The organism is Pedobacter sp. A2324 (assembly GCF_059693705.1).
Genome location: NZ_JCASSK010000001.1, coordinates 915578 through 938275, shown reverse-complemented (window position 1 = coordinate 938275; position 22698 = coordinate 915578). Strand labels below are relative to the sequence as shown.

The following is a 22698-nucleotide window of genomic DNA, read 5'->3' as shown; positions in this document are numbered from 1 at the left end:
TTAATTAAAAGAATGCCTGAATTCGAGCGGAGAAAGGTTGGTTTTATTCTTGAACAGTTTGTTGAACGACTGAGGGTATTCGAAACCAAGTTGATAGGCAATCTGGCTCACTGAAAAATTGGTTGTGCTGAGGATATCCTTGGCCCTGTCGATCAGTTTCTGGTGAATGTGTTGTTGTGCATTCATACCGGTGAGTTCCCTTAGCAGGTCGCTCAGGTAGTTGGGAGATACATTCAACTTTTCTGCCAGATCCTGCACCGTTGGCAATCCTTGCCCTAAAGTAGTTCCAAAATTGAAGTGCTCGTCCAACAGCAGGTCCATTTTTTCGAGCAAGGTATGGTGTTCTACTTTTCTAAATAAAAACTGGCGGTTATAAAAACGGTTGCTGTAGTTTAGCAACAGTTCAATCTGACTGATCATTACATCCTGACTGAAATGGTCCAGCCGCTGATTGAGCTCGTTTTCAATCTGCCTGAAAAGCGTAAAAATCATTTCCCGCTCCTGCGCGGTTAACTGAAGCGATTCATTGGTTCCATAGGAGAAGAAACCATATTTTTTGATGTTGGCAGCCAGCGAATAACCTTTTAGAAAGTCAGGATGAATCAATAAGGTCATACCCGAGCAATCCAGGGAACCGTCTGCCTCTGCAACCAACTGGCGGGGCGATAGAAAAGACAGTCCACCATTATTCAGATCATAGTGATCCTGTCCATATCTGATCCGTCCACTCGAAGGCTCTTTGTAGGAAATCTTATAAAAGTCCATCATAATGCCTCGGGTAAATTCCGTTACATCAACAGAGATATCCTTGTATTCATTCAGGCAAATGAGCGGATGCTTAGGTTCGGCCAGGCCCAGCGCACTATTCATGGCTGCGATGGAGTGAAATACTAAGGGGGTATGGATGGACTTTTTCATAAGGTAATGCTACAAATTTAAATAAATATTTTCCGCTTATCCTACATTTGTTGGGCAGTAGGTCTGATGATCATCTCACTCACGTCCACGTTTTCAGGCTGATCGATAACATAAGCTACAGCCCTTGCAATGTTTTCTGCAGCAATAGCCACCTCTGCCAACTGGCCAATCATCGGTTTTACATTTTCATCGGTTATGGTATGCGTTAGTTCAGATTCTGTAACTCCCGGAGAGATGATACTGGTACGAATGTTATAAGGTTTGACTTCCTGGCGCAAGCCTTCGCTAATCGCCCTTACGGCAAACTTCGTTCCCGAATATACGGCACTCGACGGTGCTACCAGATGACCCGCCACAGAAGATACGTTAATAAAGTGTCCACTGTTTTGCGCTTTAAAATGTGGCAATACTGCGCCGATACCGTAGAGCACACCTTTGATATTCACATCAATCATTTGTTCCCATTCCTGGTAATGCAGATTTTCTAAAAGCGATAAAGGCATAACCCCAGCGTTATTAAACAAAACATCTATCTTTCCGAAGGCATTTAGCGTGGCCTGAGCCAAAGCATCCACTTCTTCTCTTTTGCTTACATCTGCTGCAAAAGCAATTGCTCTGCCACCCGCTTCAGTAATTTCTGAAACCAATGTATCCAGTTTATCCTTTCGTCTGGCAGCAAGGCTTACTATCGCACCCTGTGCAGCCAATAATTTTGCTGTGGCTAAACCAATCCCACTGCTGGCGCCTGTGATGATGATTACTTTTCCTGAAATATTGTTCATTGTTTTATGTTTTTTGTATAGCCCAAAGATGGGGCAGTACAAAACATAAACTGTATCCAGACCCACGGAAGGTGTATCCATTTTGAGCGGGTGTGACGTATGTCACATTCGTCAGCAACATTTCTGAATGTGACCTACATCACCTGCTTTTCTTTTTTATTAGCCTCACTTTTGAACTATCAACAACGGAGGTACATCGCAAAGATTCATTGCTGTGTGTGCCGTCAAAACAACTGTAGAAATTCAATATTAAAAGAAAAATAAAATGGAAAAAGAACTCATCGTAAAATGGAGAATCAAAGAGAGCGAAACTCCGGCAATTTTAAACCTGTTGGAAGAACTGGTTGAAAAAACCAGAAACGAACCAGGTAATATTTCTTACCATATCTACCAGTCTGCAGAAAACAATAACGAACTCATCCTGCACGAGCGCTATGTAGATAGTGATGCTGTAGAGTTGCATAAAAGCTCAGATCATTATCAGCAAATCGTATTTCAAAAGATCATTCCACATCTGGAAGTCCGCGAAGTAAACATTTTAAAAAAACTTTTCTAACTCAAAATATCATGTCAAAAAAAATATTAATCATTGTTTCCAATGCAAAGGTAATTGGACCAAAAAACAGAAAAACAGGTGTATTTCTTGATGAAGTAGCCCATCCCTATGTAGCTTTTGATGATGCCGGCTACCAGATCGACTTTGCCAGCATCACCGGTGCGGTACCAGCTCTTGATAATATGGAGGCAAAAGACGAAGAATCGAATTCGCGATTCCTGCAGGAAGGCGGCTGGGAAAAAATGCAGCACAACACCAAACTTGCTGATGTAGATGCCAGTATTTATGATGCGATTTTTGTTCCTGGTGGTTTAGCTCCGATGGTAGACATGCCCGAAGATGCGCTGTTGAAAAAAGTGATTGCAGAAACCTACGAAAGAGGCGCCGTAGTTGGCGCAGTATGTCACGGGCCGGTTTCATTATTAAATGTAACACTTAGCGATGGCACCTATCTGGTAAAGGACAAAAACATCACCTCTTTTACCGATGAAGAAGAAAATCACTATGCAAAAGAAGATGTTCCGTTCCTCCTGGAAAGTGCGCTTACTGAACAAGGTGGCAGGTTTCATGCGGCAAGCCCATGGTCGGATAACAGCATTGCAGATGGAAATCTGGTGACTGGTCAAAATCCGGCATCTGCACATGGTACAGCGCTAAAGGTAATTGAAATTTTAGAAGCATAATATTCGTCACCAGATAAAAAGGCTGTATCACTAAATAAAAAATGATACAGCCTTTACCTGCAATCGGCAGCGTTTAATACAACCGGCTGAGTGTTTCCCTCGATACGCCAAGGTAGGCTGCAATCAGTTGTTTAGGGACAATATTATAAAGTTGCGGGTACATGGCCAGTAGCTCTTCATAACGGGTTTTGGCATCGTTATTCATGAACGATAACAATCTTTTCTGCGAGGCTACGTAACCTTTATTGGAGCGCCATCGAAAGAAATATTCCAAAGGGTAAATTTCTTTGCACAACTTCTCTCTATCCTCACTGGTCAGGCATAATACCTGTGCATCAGTAACACAGTCAAGGTTTACTGTTGCAGCCTCGCCATTATATAAAGCATTGTAATCCGAAGCCCACCATGTTTCCATCGCAAACTGCAGGATAAACATTTTCTGATCATCATTAATGTAAAAGGTCTTCAAACACCCATCTAATACAAAATACTCACAATCCACCCTGTCGCCAACGTTGATAATTGTCTGGCCTTTTTTAAACGACAGCGGTTTAAAGTGCGAATAAAAGTAGTCAAACTCTACATCAGTAAGCTCAATGGTTTTGTTAAGGTGATTTTTCAAAATATCCTGTGAAGACATATAGTACGGGTTCTGATGGACAAAGATAGCGAATTCAGGGAAGCTGTACCCAATTGCAATTTGACGAAAAAACTTAACAATAACTTAACAGGTTGTATTCGGAAAGTGAACTGATTTATGTGGTTATTTGATTGAGTCGCAATTCTTCTATTTAACGATTCCACATTTTATATGCATCCAGCTAATGTAGTGCTACCCTTTATCGGCGAAACCCATCTGAGTATTCCGCTTACCATTATTTTTTTAGTTTGCCTGCTGGCTGTAGTTGGCTTCGAGTTTGTAAACGGATTTCACGATACCGCCAATGCTGTTGCTACAGTGATTTATACCAAAGCACTGAAACCGGTCATTGCTATTCCCTGGTCGGGCTTTTGGAATTTCATGGGCGTTTTCACGGGAGGTATCGCTGTTGCCATGGGCATTCTCAAACTCGTACCCCTTGATGCCCTAATGGATCTGCCCGTAGGTGTTGGGGCTAGCATGGTACTGGCTGTCTTGCTGGCCTCTATTGCCTGGAACCTCGGAACCTGGTATCTGGGCATCCCATGTTCCAGCTCCCATACCATGATCGGTGCCATGATTGGTGCCGGACTGGCCTTCACCTGGTATTATGGTGGCAAGGGCGTGAATTGGGGAAAAGCAGAGGAGATTGGCTTATCACTTATCCTTTCACCGGTCATCGGATTCGGACTGGCTGTTTTACTGATGTATTTTTTAAAGCATATCATTAAATACCATGCGCTTTTTCACATCCCGCATGGCGAGAATGATCGTCCACCGCTGCTGATTAGAGGTTTATTGATTACCACCTGTACATTGGTGAGCTTTTTCCATGGCAGCAACGACGGGCAGAAGGGTGTTGGCCTTTTAATGCTCATCCTGATTGCTTTCCTGCCGGCCAGGTTCGCCGTAAATCACCACATTCAACAGGATAAGGTGATGCGTGATTTGAACAGCACTGAACAGATTATCCAGAAAATAGCCGTTCTAAATCATGGTAAATCTGTTAATGTCGCCGATTTCACTTCTAAGATAGAACAAACGAAAAAACATCTCCTGTTGAAGAGCGAGACAGATAAAGAAAACACCTATAAGTTCAGAGAACAGATTGAAGCCGTAATAGCTGCAATCAAAATAGTTGAAGACGACAAATCGCTTGTTATTTCTGCAGAAGATCACCGGAACCTCAGCAGCAATAAAGATGAGCTTTCGAAGCTTGTGGATTTTGCACCATTATGGGTAATCCTCACCATTTCCATCTCACTTGGCCTTGGTACCATGATCGGTTGGAAAAGAATTGTAGTAACCATTGGCGAAAAAATTGGCAATGAACACCTGAATTATGCCCAGGGGGCAACTTCAGAAATTGTAGCAGCTTCAACCATCGGACTAAGCACGGCCTTCGGTTTGCCTGTGAGTACTACTCATGTCCTTTCAAGTGGTATCGCGGGGGCAATGGTTGCTTCTGGAGGAAGAAAAAACCTTAACAATAATACCTTGAAGAATATTGGCCTCGCCTGGGTACTTACACTCCCGGTATCCATCATTCTTGCTATCTTGTTGTTTATGCTGTTCCACCTTTTTATCTAACCTGATTTTTAACAAAAACTTGCCATGAAACAAATACTTGTTGCTACAGATTTTTCAAAAAGTGCAGCCAATGCGTTTACCTATGCCTTGTCGATGGCTAAGGTATTGAAAATGGAGGTTGCCGCTATTCACGCCATACATCCAACCGAAGGGATCAACAATAGCACTTACAATGCCATATTTATCGAATCTTATTACCAGAATAAACGGAATGCGCTCGAGGCTTGGGCAAACCTGATCCGTGAAGAACAAGAGCTCACAGAGATTAATATATCCACAAGCTGTGAGGTGGGTTTCCTGAGATCGGTTATTCTTGAATATACGAAATCGAATCCGGTAGAATTGCTAATTATGGGTATAACCGGCGCCACAGGTATTGCCGGTATCGTTGGGAGCAACGCCAGTATGGTAGTTTCCAAAATGAGAATCCCAACCCTGATTGTGCCTATAGAAAGTATTTTTCCGGCCGAGCCCGTCATCACCCTTGCAACCGACTACGAAACCAGGCTATCACACAAAGATGTGGTTGCGCTTAACGAAATGCTTAAGGCTTCGGGTAGCAAAAGAATGCAGGTGCTTTATGTAGCAGAAAAATCTGACGAGCAACACATACAAACCGGTGAGCACAGCATCCGGACACTCCTACCACACACCCAAATTGACTTCAATTATATCCGGCACAACAGTGCCCCTAACGGTATTATGGATTTTATTGAGCAGAACCATACCGACGTTTTATGTCTGGTTAAACATCATCACAACATTATTTACAGGCTGTTCACCACCAGTACAGTAAATAAGGTTCTAAACAAATCTGTAAAGGCGATATTGGTACTGCATGATTAGTGTGAGCAAACCATTTAAATACGGGTGTAATATTTAATACTTTAAATGCGCTTCTATTTTAATGGAATAGTAAAAGTAAATACAGAACCTTCTCCTAAATTACTTTCAGCCCATATCTTTCCGCCATGAAGTTTCACGATTTCAGAAGATACATATAGCCCTATTCCAAAACCAGAAATCAGGTTATTGTTATCTACACGGTAAAAGCGTTCAAATAATTTTGGAAGCTCTTCTTTCCTGATGCCGATTCCCTGATCCTTCACACTAACTTTTATCTCATCCTGATTAGAAGTACAGGAAACCTGGATCATGGAATCAGGCGCAGAATATTTGACGGCATTCCCAATCAAATTTGCAATTACCTGTCCCAGCTTACCTTTGTCGGCATTGATTACCTGGCTTTCAACCGGTTCAAAAATAAACCTATGGGTACTGTAAAGCATGGTAACTTCTTCCTGCGCATCTTTAATTAAATTAGCAATGTCGAAATCAGACCGGCTCACTTTTAGTTGAGCAGCTTCCAGCCTGGAAAAGTCAAGGAAACCGTTGATCATATCAGTCATGCGTTTGGTTTGTTTTACAGACTGTGATATGGCCCGGCGGATAACCTGATCAGTGTTTCCCTGAGAACGCATTTCAAGCAACTGCAGGTAGGCCGATAATGAGGTTAATGGCGTTTTCAGCTCATGGCTCACCATACCCATGAAATCGTTTTTCCGGATATCCTCCATTTTTTGCTCTGTGATATCCATCACCACACCCGTAAAAGCCGAAAAAGCACCTGATGGGTCTGATTTAAGGTTACCAATAGCCCGCAGCCAGCGCAATCTTTGATCATGTAAACCGATAACGGTATAGGTAACATCGTAGTCTCCGTTGTTATAAATGGCGTTTTCAAGCTTTTCTGAAACATAATCCTTATACTCGTCGGTAATTTGCGCGATGGCCTGCTCGATAGTAAGTGGTTCATCAGGGTAATATCCATGCAACTCTTTCAACCGGGCATCGGTTATGAATTCCCGGGTAACTGAGTGAATGTACCAGGTTCCAAAATTTGCAGCATCAATAGCCAGGCGAAGGGCCTGTTTACTTTCCTCAATGGTATGCTTTGCATCCAGGAGTGCTTCATTTGCAGCAGTCAGATCTTCGTTTGCTGCCAGAATCTGTTCGTTGGATGAAGTAAGTTCCTCATTTATAGCAGCAAACTCTTCATTCATCGCCTGCAGTCTTTCTGCGCTTTCCTTCAGGCGCTGCTCCCACTGGTCTCTTTCTGTAACATCCCTCGTGGTTCCAGATACGGCAATTACCTCTCCACTTTCATTAAATACAGGATTTAATATATAATCATAAAGCCTCCTGCCCAATGTGGCATGCGGAAATGCAACCTCGCCCCGTATACTACTCCCTGTTTCCCTGATGCTGTCAATTTCACGCTCGTGCATTTCAGCATGCCATTGCTCGTAACCATTTTCAATAAGTCCCTTTCCAATGGCATCATCCCACGTTTTCCCCCACATGTTGAGGAGGGCTGTATTGGCATACGTGAAGCGGTAGTCCAGATCAAAAACATACATTAAATCAGGGGTACCCGAAGTGATGGTTTCATAAGTGCGTTTTTGCTGCTCCAGAATTTCCCTTGATTGCGCAAGGGATTGTTCAGCTAATTTCCGTTCGGTAATATCCGACGCTAAACCAAACCATTCAGTAATCTCGCCTTCACTATCAAAAATGGGCACTGCACGGGAAAATGTCCACCCAATTCCTCCATCTGCACGGTTCACCCGATGCTCGAGCTGAAAAATACTTTTGTTTGCAATGGCGTATGCTATTGCAGCCTCTACCATCTCAAGGTCTTCATGGTAAACATTTCTGGTTTTCCATTCTGGTGTTGGCTTATCGGCATCCAGCAAAAAGCCCCTTCCATCCAGCTCATGCATGATGCTCCAGTCAGGATTCAGACTATACACGACGTCGGATGTCGCTTTCAGTAAAGCTTTGAACCGCTCATCGTTTGTGGAAGTTGAATGTGGCTTGCCAGATGGTTTAGTCATAAGGTCGTTTCAGATATTATTTTTAAACGGAAAAATAAGAAAAATGTTCATGAAGGTAGCCATATTTCGCAGGGTTTTCATACGTCTCGAATCTAATAGAAACATAACACTCTAAATCAAAGTGCTTTTCTGTCGTTGTGAGCGGTTCGTAAGGTACTGCTGGGTTTTGATATTTTCCCACATAATCAACTTGTCTTCAATTTTTGAAAATACCCTGATATCTCCATCCTGAGAAATCACCAATCCAAGGGAATTCGGATGTTTCCAGCAGTAGGCAATCATTGAGCGGTGCCGGGTACCGTAATGTTTAGGATCATATGGAACCAGTGATTTTGGCGTAGCGGTAGCTGTTGAAGAAACATAGATTTTTTTGGGCATCCCTTTCGCCCTCAGTACCGCGCCGAAGCCATTGGTAATCATATTTCGATCAAAAAGGACCACTCCATCTACACAGGTTTGGGAAGCAATAAAACTGATCGAACCCTTAATCTCATCCGCGGTACCTTTCTTTTCGCTTAAGGCCTGCGATTCCCATTGGTATAGTTTCCTGCTAATTGAACTTTTCCCAGACTGAAACTGGCCCTCAATGGTATTTTCGGAAACGAAGTTATCAATTGCTGATTTAGCATGAGCAATCATGGCAAGTGTAAGCCGCTCATAGTGAATCTGGTATTTGATATCCAGGTCTGCACGATCATCGGCAATCAGAATGGCGCCACCGTGCTGATAATTCTGAATCTTGAGCAACAGCCTTGAAAATGTTTGAATCCAGAGGCCATCCAGATATTCTTCCCAGTCCTGATATTTTTCGGCAGGATGAAATTCATCCAGATATTGATGTATAGCTATCTTCAAAAACTCTGCATTCCGTTTAAGCATTTTAGATATTGGCCCGATTGTCAATACATCCAGATAACGTTTTACCAGCACATTCTGCTTCAGGGTAGCCAATAACTCATAGTCGAAAAAGACGTGGAGCGTGCCAATATCACTTACGGCAACCTGAAACAGGCCCGGCTGTTCAGAATCCGTATCCGACTCATAGTTTAAAAAATTCTGATAATGCATCGCCTGGTCAATCATTCCCCATATGTAAAGCCCGCCCTTATCATTGAAGTATACTGCAAGCGATGAACTCGAGGGATCTGCAGCCTTTGAAAGTTTTGCCAGTGCTTTTGTATTCATTGCGATTGGCTTTTCAAAAGCCACGCAGCTCCACCTTTCCGGAACAATAAAACCCGGTGGCTTTGGATCGGGATTTTCCGGATCGATGAAAGTAACCGTTACTTTAATCAAATCACTCTCCTCCTTGCACATGCTCGAGTAGAACAAACAATCAAACAGGGCCTCCAAAACGCTCAGTTCAGGAACAGGCACCCTGCTTCTATTTAATTTCAGCTTATTTTGGACCAATACGGCAAGGTCCTGTGGACGGGAATTTTCCAAATCGAATGAATTTAATGATAAACAACAAGCCAAAGCAAAGGTTTTGCTTTCACAATAATTAAGTGATTACCAATCAAATGCCCGAATATGAACCCACAATAAACTTGCTCACAAATTTTGCCCACACAACCGGATTATAAAGTTACCTTAAAAAAGTATATGACAACTCGAGCCCCTAAAAAGAATACCTGAGCCCCAGTTGAATTAAATAACCTGAGTTGACACTGTTATCCTTTCTAAACGTACTTTCAACGAGTTTACCCGCAATAGTGGCGAACTGAAAGCTTGGTGCCGTACCATTTGCACTTACCTGATCCAGACTAACCGGAATCAGAATAGAACTTGCATTTACCAGTTTTCGTACACCCCAGTCTGAATGGAGCAGGTTACCCAGGTTTAACACATCAGCACTGATTGTGAGAGAATGCTCACGAGCACTTCCCTTTATCAAAAGATTCAGACTGACTTTCAAATCAAACTGGTGCCGCCAAGGCATCAAAGCCCCGTTACGTTCCGCATATTCTCCGGCTCTCCTGCTTAGGTATTTATCCTGACTGATATACGAAAAAAAAGCTTTCTGCTGGTCGAGTGCCGAAAAAACAATTGCAGAATTAGTACCTGATGCCCTGATCGGAGAAAAATTAATTTCAGAAGGATCTTTTGGAATATAAATGAGCGACCGGTTTGCACCGTCCCCAGTTAGATCCCTTCCGTAGGTGTAAGAAAACCTCCCGTCTGAACTTCCCTGATAAAAAAGTCCGAGATCTAAACGGATTCTGCGTGCAAGCTCAATGGGCATAGTGAGGGCAGATACGATCCGGTGTGGCATAACGAAACCAGCATCCGCCAGCGGGAGGTCATTTATCCCGTTTACCGATGGGGTAGAATTCAGGGCAGAAAGTGTTTGATCGCCCTCTCCATCATTGTAATTTTTAGCCTTGCTTTTTACATAACTGATTGAAATATCCAATCCTGAAGAAAATTTGCGTGTTAATGTGAACAGCGCCGAAGAATAATAACCCTTTGAGGAATTCGAGATTGATACCACACTCATCGCAGAATTCCCCGAGGCATCTCGTTCCCCCTTCGCATTCAGGGGATTAATATATTTTAAGTTATTTCGCTGTGGATAAACCAGCCGGTGATCAGGATATCCGCTAATATTCAATGTTAGTGGCTTAACGAGATTTAAATCACGGAAAGAAATGCCTCGTATATTACGGTTAAAAGTAAGTTCAAACTTTCCTTTTAGGCCTCCTGGCAGTTTCATTTCGAGAGATAGTGTACTTTTCCAGCTTTGTGGCATTTTAAAATCGCGCGAGAGGACACTGACCACAGCCGGAATGACATGGGTTCCCTTTGATACCGAAAGCTGGCGGGGATCCGGGTCGAAAGATACCGGGGTATTTTGCTGTCCCTGCCAGGTCTGACTGATCTGATTCACGCCCGAGTACCTTGCCTGAGAGATCACCCATACAAAAGGGATCCTGCCGGTGAATATTCCTGTTCCCGCTTTCATCACGATCGCCCCATCAGCTGACAAAGCATATCTGAGCGACAGCCTTGGAGAAAGCAGCAAAGCCGGGCTGGGAAGCAAAGCGGTGTTTATCCTTTCTCCCTCAGCATATGCAAGGGATGATACAGCTGGATTGCTTGCCAGATTCCGTGGGTAAAGTGCCATGTCGCCCCTGGCGCCCAGATCAAGCTGCAGGCGCTCACCGCCATGAATGGTGTGTTGCGCAAAAGCCGATAGATTAAGGTAATCGAAGGCGTAAGATGGATCGTTATCCATTCCCTCCGGCACAAAGGTTAGAGCATAGTCGACAGGTTTGTTACCCGATACAAAGTCCTGCCACGAAGCAAACGTATAATAGCCCGAAGCAAAAGGCATGTAGCTGTTTTGCGTTTGCATATAGTCGGCCTGAAATCCGATTATCCAGCTGTTCCGGCCTGGTTTCCAGCGCAGAATATCACTCACAGAGTATAAAGATACCAGACGCTTGTTATTCATCGAAAAGGGTTCATAACCAAAAGAAGTGAAAGGAAGTCCGTCCTTTAAGATATCGACAAAAGGGAAAGGTCTGCTATCCGAAACCCGATATTCATGTTGTCGGGTAAAGGAGGCGCGAAGGGCGTTATTCACAGTGGACGATAAACGGTAATCCCACTCTGCAGAAAGCGAATAAAAAATGGATTTGGTATCGAAATTTGAATTGCTGAATGGGAGTGCATTGATACCACGCCTTCCTGCACTGGAAGAAAACGGGGTAAGCGGACTACGCGAACCATTTACAAGTTCAGGCCTGTTGCTCATGAGCTTATTGTAACGAAGGCTCAGTGTATTATTCTCCCCAATATTCCAGTCTAAACGGCCCAGCAAACGGTTACTGGCAGGTTTAAAGTTGTAATCCTGATAAGCTCCGGTATGATACCCATACTGAGTTGATAGATAGTTGCTGATCTGATCGAGCTCGGCTGTATTTGGCCGGGCAATATCAGCCGCACTTCCATAGGGCATATCGCTGGTAGCTGCGTGATAAATCTGCGGCGGATATACTTCAGTTTCCCGTTCCAGACTAATAAAATAAAAAAGCTTATCTTTTTTAATGGCACCTCCCAATCTAAATCCGTTGAGTGCATAACTGATTCCTGTTCTCCCATGATTACCAACAGTAGCCAGGCTCACGTTACCCGCCGACTCACGCAAAAAAGAATAGGCCGATCCCTGAAGTGTATTGCTTCCTGAGCGACTGATGATATTTACGGCACTGCCAATGAAACCTGATTCCCAAATTGCATCATAAGGCGCATTATTCAGGTAAATTTCTGCAATGGCATCCAGGGAGATGGGCTGCGATCCGTTTCCCGGGAGGTTATCCCCAACACCAAAGTTATTATTAAACTCCGAGCCATCTACTGTAATAAAGTTTTGCCGATAGTTTCCACCTGCTATTGCAGCGCCGTTTGCTCTTGGATCCAGACGGATAAAATCGGCAATGGATCGCTTTAGACTGGGAAGCATCCTGATTTTATCCTGTGGAATTTGTATACCATGAGCGGCCTGCATGGAACTTTTTGACGCCGCTTTCTTTAAAACAGCTATATTGATATCAGCTAAAATAATCGGTGCGCTTTCCAGTACGATATTGATTTCCTGGGGTTGCGCAAGGGAAAAATAAAGCTCAGCACGGAGGAATGGGAGCGCGCCCGGAGAAGAAGCCTCCAGTCGGTAAGGGCCACCTGGAATGATGCCGGAAATCTGATAGCCGCCTTGTTGATTGCTTACGCAACCATAAGTTGTCCCCTTACTTAAATCCCTAAGCGTAATCGTAGCTACAGCAATTGCAAAACCCTGATCATTAGTTACCCTGCCCGACAAACTTGTCCGGGTTGTCTGCGCAAGCACAGACAAATTAAGCAGCAGCAGTAAAATGATCAGGGTACGCATATTGCATCTAAGTGGACTTGATTAAACCACTCCTCCCATTAATGGGTCTGTCTTTCCTTCTTTTCCTGTTTCTACTCGTCCCGCAAAACGTTCGAAGAAGTGTGACTCATTTTTCACACTGACCTTGAAATCGTACCAGCGGTAGCTTTTAGCAAGGTCCATTATAACCGAAACTTTTGCTTTGGCAGCAAGCTTAATTGTTTTCAAACCGGTTTTATAGGCCATATCTTCAATATCCACTACAATTGCCTTATCGCTGGTATTGTCCAAAGTGAAATCAAGGTTTCCAGATAAACTGTTTTTCAACAAACCGGACTGATAATTACATTTCACCTGAAGCGCTGAGTTAACCGAAGTACCGGCAAATTCACGAAAAAAGCCATTTGGACCATAAGCCCTGAGATGGTATTGCCCGTTTTCAAAATCCTTGGCTAACCATTCATCGGTCAAATGATCTCCGGCGCTTACCGTATAATCCCAAACCCGTAAAGTTTCTCCTTTAAAAGGGCTCATGGCGTAAACGGTAAAAGGGGCACCGGAAGCACGCTGACCAAAAACATGATTTGCCGCAGCAAAGTTAATTTTGATCCGGCCATCAGTCTTTGAGCTATCCACATACAATTCATAAGGTAGTGCGCAGGCTGCACGGATTCCTTTTTCCTGCTTAGGAAAATAAGGAGAACTAGCCGGATCAGTATTAATCATATCGATCTCTTCGGCGCTCAGTTTTCTGTAATTATCCGGGAGTTCTTTAAATTTAGCGGAATAAATATGCTGCATAAACGCTTCCTTTACCAAACCCTTCGGATACGAAATCTGCTCACCGTTGTAAGGACGAAATACTGAGCTCAGGTCTCCGCAAATCGTTCTTCTCCACGGGGTGATATTCTCCTCAAGAACCTTCTTTTTGTACTTTTTTTCAATAAAGTGCTCCAGGAACTGCAGTGAAGATGTATGATCAAACACCTCTGAATTCACATAGCCACCCCTGGTCCATGGAGACACGATTACCATCGGTACCCGATAACCCAGCCCAATCTGGCTTTCGCGGATATTAGCCTCTTTCATCGACGGGTTAGTTTGCTGATCTTTGGTAGCAAAATCCATCTTCGTATCGATTCCCTCAGAAACTTTTCCTGAATGTGCTTTAAAAGGATGTGGCGGTACAAAAGGTGGTATATGGTCGAAATAGCCATCATTTTCATCGTAAGTCATGATGAAGATTGTTTTTTTCCATTGTTCGGGATTTTTGGTCAGGATGTCCATTACCTCACTTACAAACCAAGAACCAAACCAAGGCACACCCGGGTGATCAGAAAAGTTTGCCGGAGTCATTAGCCAGGAAACTGTAGGCAGTGTTCCCTGGTCAACATCTTTTCTAAACTGGTGAAGGATGTCGCCTTTAGGGATATTCAGCTCGCGTTTTTCGCCTTTATCCTCATAAGTCATTGGCTGAAGGGCATGGAAATGCTCATCGCCGGCATTCACCGTAAATGCATTTGCATTCAGTTTTTGAGCTTGTGTAGAAAGCTTCGCATGGGCATCCGTGGTATATTTCTGCTCTTCATCCTGAGTTTTAAGGAGCAGTTTTTTGATTGCTTCCAGCTTGGTTTTTTCCTCTTCACTTAAATTTTCATTGCCCGATTCGGCAATTTGTTTTAAAAGCAGTTCCTTTTTTTCCTGAAGATTGGAAATTGCTCCTGGTGTCAAACGCACATTATACTGCTCGAAATATTCCATCACATTAGTTCCGAAATTACTCAGCCAGGAACTTGATTCTCCGTTCAGTCCGAAACCCATGGTCAGTTCATTCTGGTAAATTTTCCATGAAACTCCATTTTCTTCTAACCGTTCGGGATAAGTTTTCCAGTTTAAAGTGGGCTTATCGTAGTTGCTGATGTTCCATAAATGTGCCACACCTTCAGGCTTATTCTGTTCCCTCACGGTACCTGTCATCCAGTAATAACGGTTCGGGTGTGTTCCGGCAATTACCGAACAAAAGTTTTGATCACAAACGGTAAAAGCATCAGCAAGGGAATAATAAAATGGGAAATCTTCGCGCTTGCAATAACCGATAGTCAAAGGCATGTGTGCATAGGTAGCTTTGTAGGGCTTTTTAACATCCAGCCAGCGGTTGTACTTGCCGCCATTCCGGGCATCCGTCTGGTCGGTCCAGTTGTGCGGGGTCGATCCCATCCAGGCAATCTTGGTGTCCTTAATATCCAGGTGCCATGGTGCATAGGTTTCACCATCTTTATTGGTTTGCAGCCAGACTTTATTTTTATCAGGCAGGTTAATTGCCCTTGGATCATTGAATCCCCTTACTCCCTGCAACATTCCAAAGGCGTGGTCGAAGCTCCGGTTTTCCTGCATCAGAAACACAATGTGCTCGGCATCATAAAAAGTACTGCCTATTGCCGGATTAATAGCCAGTGCTTTCTGAATTGCTGGCGGCATTGCTCCGGCTAAGGCAGCGCCTCCTGAGAGGAGGGCTGCCTTTTTAATAAAATCTCTACGTGAATCCATATTTATAAAAAGTGCTTTAAAATGAGTATCTCGCACCAAGTTGAATTTGGTAAGGCGTGCCTGCCGCCTGGGTTACCCCCACGTTTTCGTTTACACGATATTCATACTGTTTTTTTGTTTGATCGAAACGCGTAACAGTAAGTAAGGTCTGGTCGCCAAGGTTGTAGTTTACCCCCCAGTTTTTATTGAGGAGGTTGGCAAAGTTGAAGGCATCAAAACTTAAAGTCAGTTTCTGGTTCTTATAAGTTTTGAATTCCTTCTGAACGCGGATATCGAATGTTCCTGCAAAAGGGTTGATACCTCCGTTACGGTCGGCAATTTTACCCAGACTTTTAAGGATGTATTCTTTCGATCTGTTATCAGGATTATTCAGCACTTTTTCCATTGAAGCCTTGTTGGCCGCGCTGGTAAGCGGACTGTTCGGATCGAAAACAAAAGCGAGGTCATTATCATTACCCGGGCCACCAACAAAATCACCGTTTATATCCGCATCAACAGTCATAGAATAACGCGTTCCGCCAATACCCCTGAATGTGGCAGCCGCCGAAAAGCCTTTCCAGCTTGGTGTACTTCCGTAAACAACAAGCTTATTTCTGAACTGATTATCAGAGTAAACTACCTGCGATAAATCTCTCGGATCCGATTTTACCGGCCTGAATGTAGAAGTGTTAGCCACGTTACCATTGTAAGATGAATTATCTCTGGCATCATTCAACGTGTAGCTAACATTGATATAGCCATCTTTTAAATAACGAAAGCTTGCATCTAAAATCATCGCTTTCTGTTCCAGCGTGGCACCATTGGTAAGCATCAGTACACGGCCTACTTCACTGGTTTTACGGCCTAAAACATTATTGGTAATTCCAGCTGCTGTAATGGATGCAGCCGGTACAAACACCCCCCTGTTTTCTTCATTAGCCAAAGTGAAATACGGATTATCCACCAGGTTTTTATCCAGATAGACGTAGTTATTTTTCGTGTAGGAATACAGCAGGTTGATTCCCAGTCGCAGGCGATCGCCGATAATTTTGTTATAGCTCAGGTTAGCTTTGAAAATTGAAGGCATTTTCAGGTTCGGGTCATTCAGGTTGATTGTGGACACTACAGGTGCGCCTGCAATTACACCCGGAACGGTTGAGGGATCCTGGCGGTATAGCGGGAAATTTGGCGTTGGTACCAGGCTTGGCCCGGAGGCTGGTCTGGATACATCAATCGAAGCGACCTTAGTTCCGCTATTCTGAATATTATTCACCTGGGCATAGTTTACCGGATAAGATGAGAACAATCCGCCACCTAAACGGATGATGTCTTTTTTCTCACTGTTAACATCCCATGTTAGTTGGAATCTGGGCTGAATTTTACCTGCGTCTGTAATTTTGCTATCAGTACGAAGTCCCAGCGTCCGCTCCACGACAGGATTGTAATCCGCATGGGTTAAAAAGCTGGTTACATCATAACGAAGACCAATCATCGCATTTATGTCTTTACCAAGGTCGGTTTCCACCTGCCCGAATAAGGATAGGTTTAACAAATATTGCTGTACCGTTGGGATGCCATTAATTGGCGCTTCCCTTGCATAGCGTGATGCATTAAGGTTGTTGAAGTCGGCCAGACTATTGAAGATAAACCGGCCATTCTGCTCGCTTGAAAGATAAGTGTCCATGTAAGTCAGGGTATTATCCGTACCGAATGTGAACTTATATTTACCCACATTGTAATAAGAGGTATTGATTAACTGGACCTGGTTCTCCAGGTTATTTTCCGGAAAGAAACGTTGTCCGCCTAACTGAACCGTTCTGTTGCCCAGCGTACCGTTAGGTAAGGTTGAGCGTACGGTAACAATCGCTCTTGGAATATTTCCCGCCGGAAGCTCGCTGTTGGGTACATAATCCCGTGTAGCGGTTTGGTACTGCAATTTAAATTCGTTTAAAAAATTTGGACTGAATTGTGAGCGCAGTGAAACCAGTGTACTATTTTCTTTGGATTTAAAATCGCCCCATACTTCAAAAAGGTTAATATTGGAATTATCACTGTTACTTACAGGATTTAACCAGTCGCTATAATTGTTTCTGATAGTTAACCGATGTTGATCATTAATCTGCCAGTCAATCCTTGCGAAGAAAGTATTGGCGAGGGTTTTCCTTTGGAATTCGCCCACCTGAGGGCCCGATCCCAAACCATATTTTGCTCTGCCAATGTTCACCACACTATCAAGGGCACCTTTGCTGATCCCCAGACTTATCGCATCAGCATCATCCCTGATATCGGCGATAAAAAACGGCATCGTTTCATCCTGACGATCAAGGGCGGTAAAAAAATGAAGCTTGTCCTTGATAATTGGTCCACCCAAACTAAATCCATATTGATTGGTGGTGAATTTCTGTACCCGTTTGTTTCCACGGATATCGTAAGGGCTCGCAAGGAAATCCGAGCGATAATAATCAAATACCGAACCTGTTAAGGTATTGGTTCCTGATTTTGTTACGGCTGACACGGTACCACCACCTTCTCTACCCCTGCTTACATCATAAACATTGGCCGCGACCTCAAATTCCCGGATGGCCTCCAGCGATAAGGAATACGGACCACTACCAATAGCACCTGAAGTAAGGTTGTTCCTGGCACTGGCACCGTCAATTAAATAATTGGTAGAAGATGCCCTTTGACCTGAAATATTGGTTCCATTCGTTGTAGGTGCAAGAGCAGAAAGGTTGTTAAAGTTTCTGTTTTGCGTTGGCAGTTGTTGAATGTTCTGCGCCGTGATGGCTGTACTTGATCCAAGCCTGTCGATACGTTTAGTTAGCGTATTCGCACTTATGTTTACCTCATTCAGCTGGGTATTGGATTCACTCAGTTTAAAATCGGCCACGATATTGTCCCCCTGGTTCAGCGCCAGGTCGGTTTTAGCCTGCTTTGGATAGCCTATATAACTAACCGTTACGCTGTAGGGTCTGCCCAGTGGCAATTGAATTAAGGCGTAGGTTCCATCTTTGCCGGTGGCCGTAACGGTTCTGAAACCAGTTGATTCATTGCGTACAACAATAGAGGCTCCGGGGATTGCTATCCCCTTTTCATCAGTAACCCGGCCACGGATAGAAGCATCGGTACTTTGACCATAAGAACTGGCGGCAGAAAAAACTAAAAACAGGCAAATCAGCAGCGGCTGAGCCCAAAACAAAATATTTCTTTTCGAAAGGTTAAAAAAATGGTAATAAACTCGCATATTTATTTGCTTAATTGATTTTTGGAAATTGATTAGTATAAGATGCCACTGCTTCAGCAGCCATCTTCCCCGGGTTCCTATTGGAGTAGGAATCCGGTTCTTTTTTTTATTTAACTTTACTTCATCTTGCCGGATTAAGGGTGATCATTTGATTGGTTTGTTCGTAACTCACACCGGTATTGCGGGCTATCTCAAGCAACGCATCTGCCAGCGGCAGGTAACCTAGTTTAAACGAGTATTTTCTTGTTTCAGGTCCGGATATCTTCACCGGAATATTATACTGGCGGCTAAGCACCTGGGCAATTTGAGCTAAATCCATCTGATCGATATATACCGATCGGTCGTTTTTCCAACTGCAGAGCTGTTTCTGGCTGTCTCTGGTAAGTGCTGTTTCACCGCTTCGCAAATCGTAACGGATCACCTCGCCGGGCGTAAGACCGGCATGTAGTGTACGTAACGCCTTGCCCTGTGTTTTTTCAACTTTTACCTTTCCTGTATTTACCGCTACCTGATAAGCTCCGGTTTCAGGATAAAAGTTAATATTGAAGGAGGTGCCTAATACTGTGGTAATGAATTGACCTGAAGAGATACTGAAAGGGTGTCGGGCATCGCGTTTTACTTTGAAAAATGCTTCTCCCCGATCCAGCATCACGATTCGTTTTTCAGATCTGTTCAGATTCTTCCGTACACGAAGGGAGGTAGCAGCATTCATGAAAACCTGCGTACCATCGGAAAGTGTTATTTCTTTTACCTGCCCTTTTAAGGTAGTGAAAGTATCGTAAGCAACTCTTTCAGCCGCTTTCTGATGGGCATGATTTCTCAGAAACAATATCGTTCCCGCAACAAGTAAAATGGAAGCGGCAACAGACCAGCTCGCTATAGCACTGAAAGATGTTTTGCGCTTGCGGGTGGTTTTAGAAAGTATACCCGCAAAAAGCTGAGCAGCAAGTTGCTCATCCTGCTCAGAGCTTGCCGCCCCCTGGTATTCTGGTTCAGAGAACCAGCGGTCAATAATTGTTTTTCTCTTCTCATCCAGCTCCCCGGCTTTATACTGCATCAGGATTCTGGAAAGGATTTTTCGCTCTTCGGGTTTCATTCATCCATAAAGCGTTTGAAAACGAAGAAAGTACTTTAAGCGAATATTAACATTACGTTAATTTTAATCTGCCACGCAAACGCCTAAGCGCCTCAGAAATATTGTTTTTAACAGTTTGCTCTGACAGGTGTAGTTCCCGTGATATTTCGCGTACCGACTTGTCATCTTCACGGCTTAGTTGAAAGCATAACTTCATATTTTGAGGCATCTTTACCAACTCTGCATCAATTTCTGTTTGCAATTCTTTTAAACTAATGCTTTCTTCGATTCCAGAATGATTTTGAAGATCGGCGATTAGCAGATCCACTCGCTGTAAACGGACCTTATTCTTTCTAAAAAGATCAATCACGTCGTTTTTGGCAATCCGGAATAGAAATGGCCACAGCGAATCGGAAATAATTAGGCTGCCACGCTTGTCCCAAAAGGTAACAAATGTGTTCTGAAGAATGTCTTTAGCCTGATCTTCATCGCCTATGAGCTGAACAATGGCAGCAAGCAGCCTCTGCCAGTAAGCATCGAAAACACATTTAAATGCTTTTTCATCTCCAGCCTGGATGGCTTGTAGAAGCTCAATATCTGTCTTGCCGTTCATCATGATTTGTTGCCGGCAAAACTAGATATTCAATTGTTAAGGCACCGTTAAGCTTAAATGAACAACGGCTTTGTTACCTATCCGGTTTATATATTTGCTTAATAGAAGTTCATGAATGTAATCAACGAATCAGGCCTGCTGGCAATTTCCACCAGGTTGCAACGCCTGAGCGAACAAATCAGGAAGGATGGCTTTCTGATCTACAAAGCGAATGGAATTCCCTTCGAACCTAAGTGGTTCCGGGTAATCTACACACTGCATTTCAAACCGGTATTATGCCTTGTAGAACTGGCTACAGAAATTGGTTATACCCATCCCTCTACGATTACCCTCTTGAAAGAACTGGAAAAGGAAAAGCTAATCTCATCCAAAAAGGCAGATGCAGCCCGTTTGGGGCATTATCACTTCATCAATTACTGAATTAACAGACACACAAAACAACCTAATGAAAGCTATTGTTGAAGTAGAGCAACAATTAGCGGAAAAAAGCTTTTTCGAAAGGGCAAAGGATATCATGAAAAAAGCAGAATAACTAGCTCACCAAAAGAGCTTGATTAACCCGCCCTACCAGCTGATAAATATCAAAAGGTTTGGCAATGAAGTCATCAGCTGTACATTGAAGTTTCATCTGGTCAATTCTTTCATGAGCACTCATCATAATAATTGGAATATGACCTGTTTTTTCGCCAGATCTCAGAAATTTACAAACTTCAAGACCGTTTCCGTCCGGGAGCCTGATATCCAATAAATAAAGGTCAGGTTCATTCACAATCTTGCGGGCCATAAAGGAGGAAACATCTGAAAAGGCATATACCTCATAATCCTCGCCTTCCAGCACCAGGGTAATTACTTCTCTTATGTCGGCATCGTCTTCGAGGATACATATTTTTTTTGGCATGCTTGTCTTAATAAATCACTTCGGGTTGACTGCATAACAACAACTTTTAGATATTGTTTACAATTTGTTGCCACATAATGAAAATATCTGATTTAAGACTAAAAAATAAGAGTATTAAAAATCCCGCCACAAGGTTTCAAAATCACCTTTTGCATGAAATAGTAACATTATACAATCGAATCTGCGTAATGCCATTGATAAACATCCGAACAGATTTCAGCAACTCCTTTAAAACAAATGCTTGATGAAGGTATTTCGTCTTGCTAGATTTATTAAACCATCACATCATCGTTTCGCTAAACTTTTAATACCTTTACGAAAAATGCGCTCGAATGTTTAAAAAATACTTCCTCCTGATTTTATCTCTTTCATTTCTCACCATCCTATCCTGCTCACACCAACCGAAATTAACTTCGAAAAACGATGTTGATATGCTGTTGACCATATTGAAAGCTAATCTTTCACAGCAATACTTTGATAAAGCAAAAGCCGTGGATTTGGTTAATAAATTAACGAAAATGGAAAGCCAGAAAAAATTCGATCATTTGACCCCGACACAAGCTGCCAGAATGATCACATCGTTTCTACAGGCAGAAACACACGACAAGCATTTCAATGTAACAGCATACCCGGCTAATCCTGAGAATGCGGAGGAAGTAAAACCGCTTAAGCAGTCTGTTGCTGGAATTAGTGATTACAGGATTTTAAAAAACAATATTGGATACATTAAATGGGACTTATGTATTGCAAATGAAAACGCATTCAGGGAAATTCGGAAAGTCCTAAACACACTTACGGGCTGTAGGGGTTTGATTTTTGACTTAACAGAGAATCCGGGCGGCGATGGCGCAAGCAGTGCATTCTTTAATCAGTTTTTGTATCGCGATAAAGGATATCAAACGCTATTGAAAAAGAAATGCACCGGAGATAAAGAATGGCATGAGAGTGAAGTAATTTTCAATTATAAGGATGGTCCGACTTTTTTTGACAAGCCAATCTATATCATAGCATCCAAAAACACATTTTCAGCTGCTGAATATTTTGCATTTACGGCGAAGGAAATGAAAAGAGCAATAATTCTTGGTGACACTACGGCAGGTGCTGGTAATCCGGGTACCTCACAAGGATTCAGGACACCCGAAACAGATACCATTTTCTGGATGTTTATTCCAAACTGTCAGATCGAAACCAAAGATGGACATTCCATAGAAGGCATTGGAGTTGCACCTGATGTGCTACTGAAAAGTGACCAATGGCTTCAGGAGACTTTGGTTTACGTTGCTAAACATGCTAAATGATTTTTCAGCCGCAACTCAGGGATACTTCACCATGCTACAGATTTCATTAGCTTGATAATACCAGACTGGCAATGGGTTCCACGATCGAAGTGGAACTGATATTGA

The 22698-nt window shown here is 43.1% G+C and carries 17 protein-coding genes; 6 read left to right on the top strand and 11 right to left on the bottom strand.

Annotated elements, in window-relative coordinates; all coding sequences use genetic code 11:
- Both AC570I_RS03970 and AC570I_RS03965 read right to left on the bottom strand, forming a co-directional pair.
- Positions 1-918, bottom strand: a complete 918-nt coding sequence (locus AC570I_RS03970; protein ID WP_497404438.1) for a helix-turn-helix domain-containing protein — start codon at positions 916-918, stop codon at positions 1-3.
- A 41-nt stretch (positions 919-959) separates the two neighbouring features.
- The gene (locus AC570I_RS03965) at positions 960-1700 is read right to left on the bottom strand and encodes an SDR family oxidoreductase (RefSeq protein ID WP_497404437.1); all 741 of its coding nucleotides are present in this window, start codon (positions 1698-1700) and stop codon (positions 960-962) included.
- A 265-nt stretch (positions 1701-1965) separates the two neighbouring features.
- Here AC570I_RS03965 and AC570I_RS03960 point away from each other — a divergent pair, with 265 nt between their 5' ends.
- Positions 1966-2256: a putative quinol monooxygenase gene (locus AC570I_RS03960; RefSeq protein ID WP_047797292.1), complete on the top strand. Its 291-nt coding sequence runs from the start codon at positions 1966-1968 to the stop codon at positions 2254-2256.
- Positions 2257-2267: 11 nt separating this feature from the next.
- Complete coding sequence (locus AC570I_RS03955) at positions 2268-2939, top strand: type 1 glutamine amidotransferase domain-containing protein (protein ID WP_497404436.1); 672 nt, start codon at positions 2268-2270, stop codon at positions 2937-2939.
- Between the two features lie 73 nt (positions 2940-3012).
- Here the strand turns inward: AC570I_RS03955 and AC570I_RS03950 are convergent, their stop codons facing one another.
- Positions 3013-3579 carry a Crp/Fnr family transcriptional regulator gene (locus AC570I_RS03950; RefSeq protein WP_497404435.1) on the bottom strand — a complete coding sequence of 189 codons (567 nt, stop codon included), beginning with the start codon at positions 3577-3579 and terminating at the stop codon, positions 3013-3015.
- Between the two features lie 171 nt (positions 3580-3750).
- Between AC570I_RS03950 and AC570I_RS03945 the strand changes: the two genes are divergently transcribed.
- Both AC570I_RS03945 and AC570I_RS03940 read left to right on the top strand, forming a co-directional pair.
- Positions 3751-5169 carry an inorganic phosphate transporter gene (locus AC570I_RS03945; protein WP_497404434.1) on the top strand — a complete coding sequence of 473 codons (1419 nt, stop codon included), beginning with the start codon at positions 3751-3753 and terminating at the stop codon, positions 5167-5169.
- Positions 5170-5193: 24 nt separating this feature from the next.
- Positions 5194-6015: a universal stress protein gene (locus tag AC570I_RS03940; RefSeq protein WP_497404433.1), complete on the top strand. Its 822-nt coding sequence runs from the start codon at positions 5194-5196 to the stop codon at positions 6013-6015.
- A gap of 53 nt (positions 6016-6068) precedes the next feature.
- Here AC570I_RS03940 and AC570I_RS03935 read toward each other — a convergent pair whose 3' ends face one another.
- The 7 genes from AC570I_RS03935 to AC570I_RS03905 form a co-directional block, all read right to left on the bottom strand.
- Entirely contained in the window at positions 6069-8066 is a 1998-nt protein-coding gene (locus AC570I_RS03935) for an ATP-binding protein (RefSeq protein ID WP_497404432.1), read from the bottom strand.
- A gap of 111 nt (positions 8067-8177) precedes the next feature.
- On the bottom strand, positions 8178-9512 hold the full coding sequence (locus AC570I_RS03930) for a putative sensor domain DACNV-containing protein (protein WP_047797298.1): 1335 nt from the start codon (positions 9510-9512) through the stop codon (positions 8178-8180).
- A 175-nt stretch (positions 9513-9687) separates the two neighbouring features.
- The gene (locus AC570I_RS03925) at positions 9688-12960 is read right to left on the bottom strand and encodes a TonB-dependent receptor (protein ID WP_497404431.1); all 3273 of its coding nucleotides are present in this window, start codon (positions 12958-12960) and stop codon (positions 9688-9690) included.
- A 21-nt stretch (positions 12961-12981) separates the two neighbouring features.
- Positions 12982-15486: a phosphocholine-specific phospholipase C gene (locus AC570I_RS03920; protein WP_497404430.1), complete on the bottom strand. Its 2505-nt coding sequence runs from the start codon at positions 15484-15486 to the stop codon at positions 12982-12984.
- A gap of 16 nt (positions 15487-15502) precedes the next feature.
- Positions 15503-18709: a TonB-dependent receptor gene (locus AC570I_RS03915; RefSeq protein WP_497404429.1), complete on the bottom strand. Its 3207-nt coding sequence runs from the start codon at positions 18707-18709 to the stop codon at positions 15503-15505.
- A 121-nt stretch (positions 18710-18830) separates the two neighbouring features.
- On the bottom strand, positions 18831-19805 hold the full coding sequence (locus AC570I_RS03910) for a FecR family protein (protein WP_497404428.1): 975 nt from the start codon (positions 19803-19805) through the stop codon (positions 18831-18833).
- A 52-nt stretch (positions 19806-19857) separates the two neighbouring features.
- Positions 19858-20400, bottom strand: a complete 543-nt coding sequence (locus AC570I_RS03905; protein WP_497404427.1) for an RNA polymerase sigma factor — start codon at positions 20398-20400, stop codon at positions 19858-19860.
- A 108-nt stretch (positions 20401-20508) separates the two neighbouring features.
- Between AC570I_RS03905 and AC570I_RS03900 the strand changes: the two genes are divergently transcribed.
- Positions 20509-20817 (top strand): hypothetical protein, encoded by a 309-nt coding sequence (locus AC570I_RS03900; protein WP_497404426.1) that lies wholly within the window; start codon positions 20509-20511, stop codon positions 20815-20817.
- 112 nt (positions 20818-20929) lie between these two features.
- Here AC570I_RS03900 and AC570I_RS03895 read toward each other — a convergent pair whose 3' ends face one another.
- Positions 20930-21295 (bottom strand): response regulator transcription factor, encoded by a 366-nt coding sequence (locus AC570I_RS03895; RefSeq protein ID WP_497404425.1) that lies wholly within the window; start codon positions 21293-21295, stop codon positions 20930-20932.
- Between the two features lie 332 nt (positions 21296-21627).
- On the opposite strand from AC570I_RS03895, the gene AC570I_RS03890 reads away from it, so the two are divergent.
- Complete coding sequence (locus AC570I_RS03890) at positions 21628-22593, top strand: S41 family peptidase (RefSeq protein WP_497404424.1); 966 nt, start codon at positions 21628-21630, stop codon at positions 22591-22593.
- The last annotated feature ends 105 nt before the right edge of the window (positions 22594-22698 follow it).

Excerpts from the sequence above, each read along its gene's own strand:
- AC570I_RS03895 (WP_497404425.1), bottom strand. The coding sequence starts at position 21,295 with ATGCCAAAAAAAATATGTATCCTCGAAGACGATGCCGACATAAGAGAA.
- AC570I_RS03920 (WP_497404430.1), bottom strand. The coding sequence starts at position 15,486 with ATGGATTCACGTAGAGATTTTATTAAAAAGGCAGCCCTCCTCTCAGGA.
- AC570I_RS03945 (WP_497404434.1), top strand. The coding sequence starts at position 3,751 with ATGCATCCAGCTAATGTAGTGCTACCCTTTATCGGCGAAACCCATCTG.
- AC570I_RS03935 (WP_497404432.1), bottom strand. The coding sequence starts at position 8,066 with ATGACTAAACCATCTGGCAAGCCACATTCAACTTCCACAAACGATGAG.
- AC570I_RS03890 (WP_497404424.1), top strand. The coding sequence starts at position 21,628 with ATGTTTAAAAAATACTTCCTCCTGATTTTATCTCTTTCATTTCTCACC.
- AC570I_RS03940 (WP_497404433.1), top strand. The coding sequence starts at position 5,194 with ATGAAACAAATACTTGTTGCTACAGATTTTTCAAAAAGTGCAGCCAAT.
- AC570I_RS03950 (WP_497404435.1), bottom strand. The coding sequence starts at position 3,579 with ATGTCTTCACAGGATATTTTGAAAAATCACCTTAACAAAACCATTGAG.
- AC570I_RS03965 (WP_497404437.1), bottom strand. The coding sequence starts at position 1,700 with ATGAACAATATTTCAGGAAAAGTAATCATCATCACAGGCGCCAGCAGT.
- AC570I_RS03900 (WP_497404426.1), top strand. The coding sequence starts at position 20,509 with ATGAATGTAATCAACGAATCAGGCCTGCTGGCAATTTCCACCAGGTTG.
- AC570I_RS03970 (WP_497404438.1), bottom strand. The coding sequence starts at position 918 with ATGAAAAAGTCCATCCATACCCCCTTAGTATTTCACTCCATCGCAGCC.
- AC570I_RS03960 (WP_047797292.1), top strand. The coding sequence starts at position 1,966 with ATGGAAAAAGAACTCATCGTAAAATGGAGAATCAAAGAGAGCGAAACT.
- AC570I_RS03925 (WP_497404431.1), bottom strand. The coding sequence starts at position 12,960 with ATGCGTACCCTGATCATTTTACTGCTGCTGCTTAATTTGTCTGTGCTT.
- AC570I_RS03955 (WP_497404436.1), top strand. The coding sequence starts at position 2,268 with ATGTCAAAAAAAATATTAATCATTGTTTCCAATGCAAAGGTAATTGGA.
- AC570I_RS03905 (WP_497404427.1), bottom strand. The coding sequence starts at position 20,400 with ATGATGAACGGCAAGACAGATATTGAGCTTCTACAAGCCATCCAGGCT.
- AC570I_RS03915 (WP_497404429.1), bottom strand. The coding sequence starts at position 18,709 with ATGCGAGTTTATTACCATTTTTTTAACCTTTCGAAAAGAAATATTTTG.
- AC570I_RS03910 (WP_497404428.1), bottom strand. The coding sequence starts at position 19,805 with ATGAAACCCGAAGAGCGAAAAATCCTTTCCAGAATCCTGATGCAGTAT.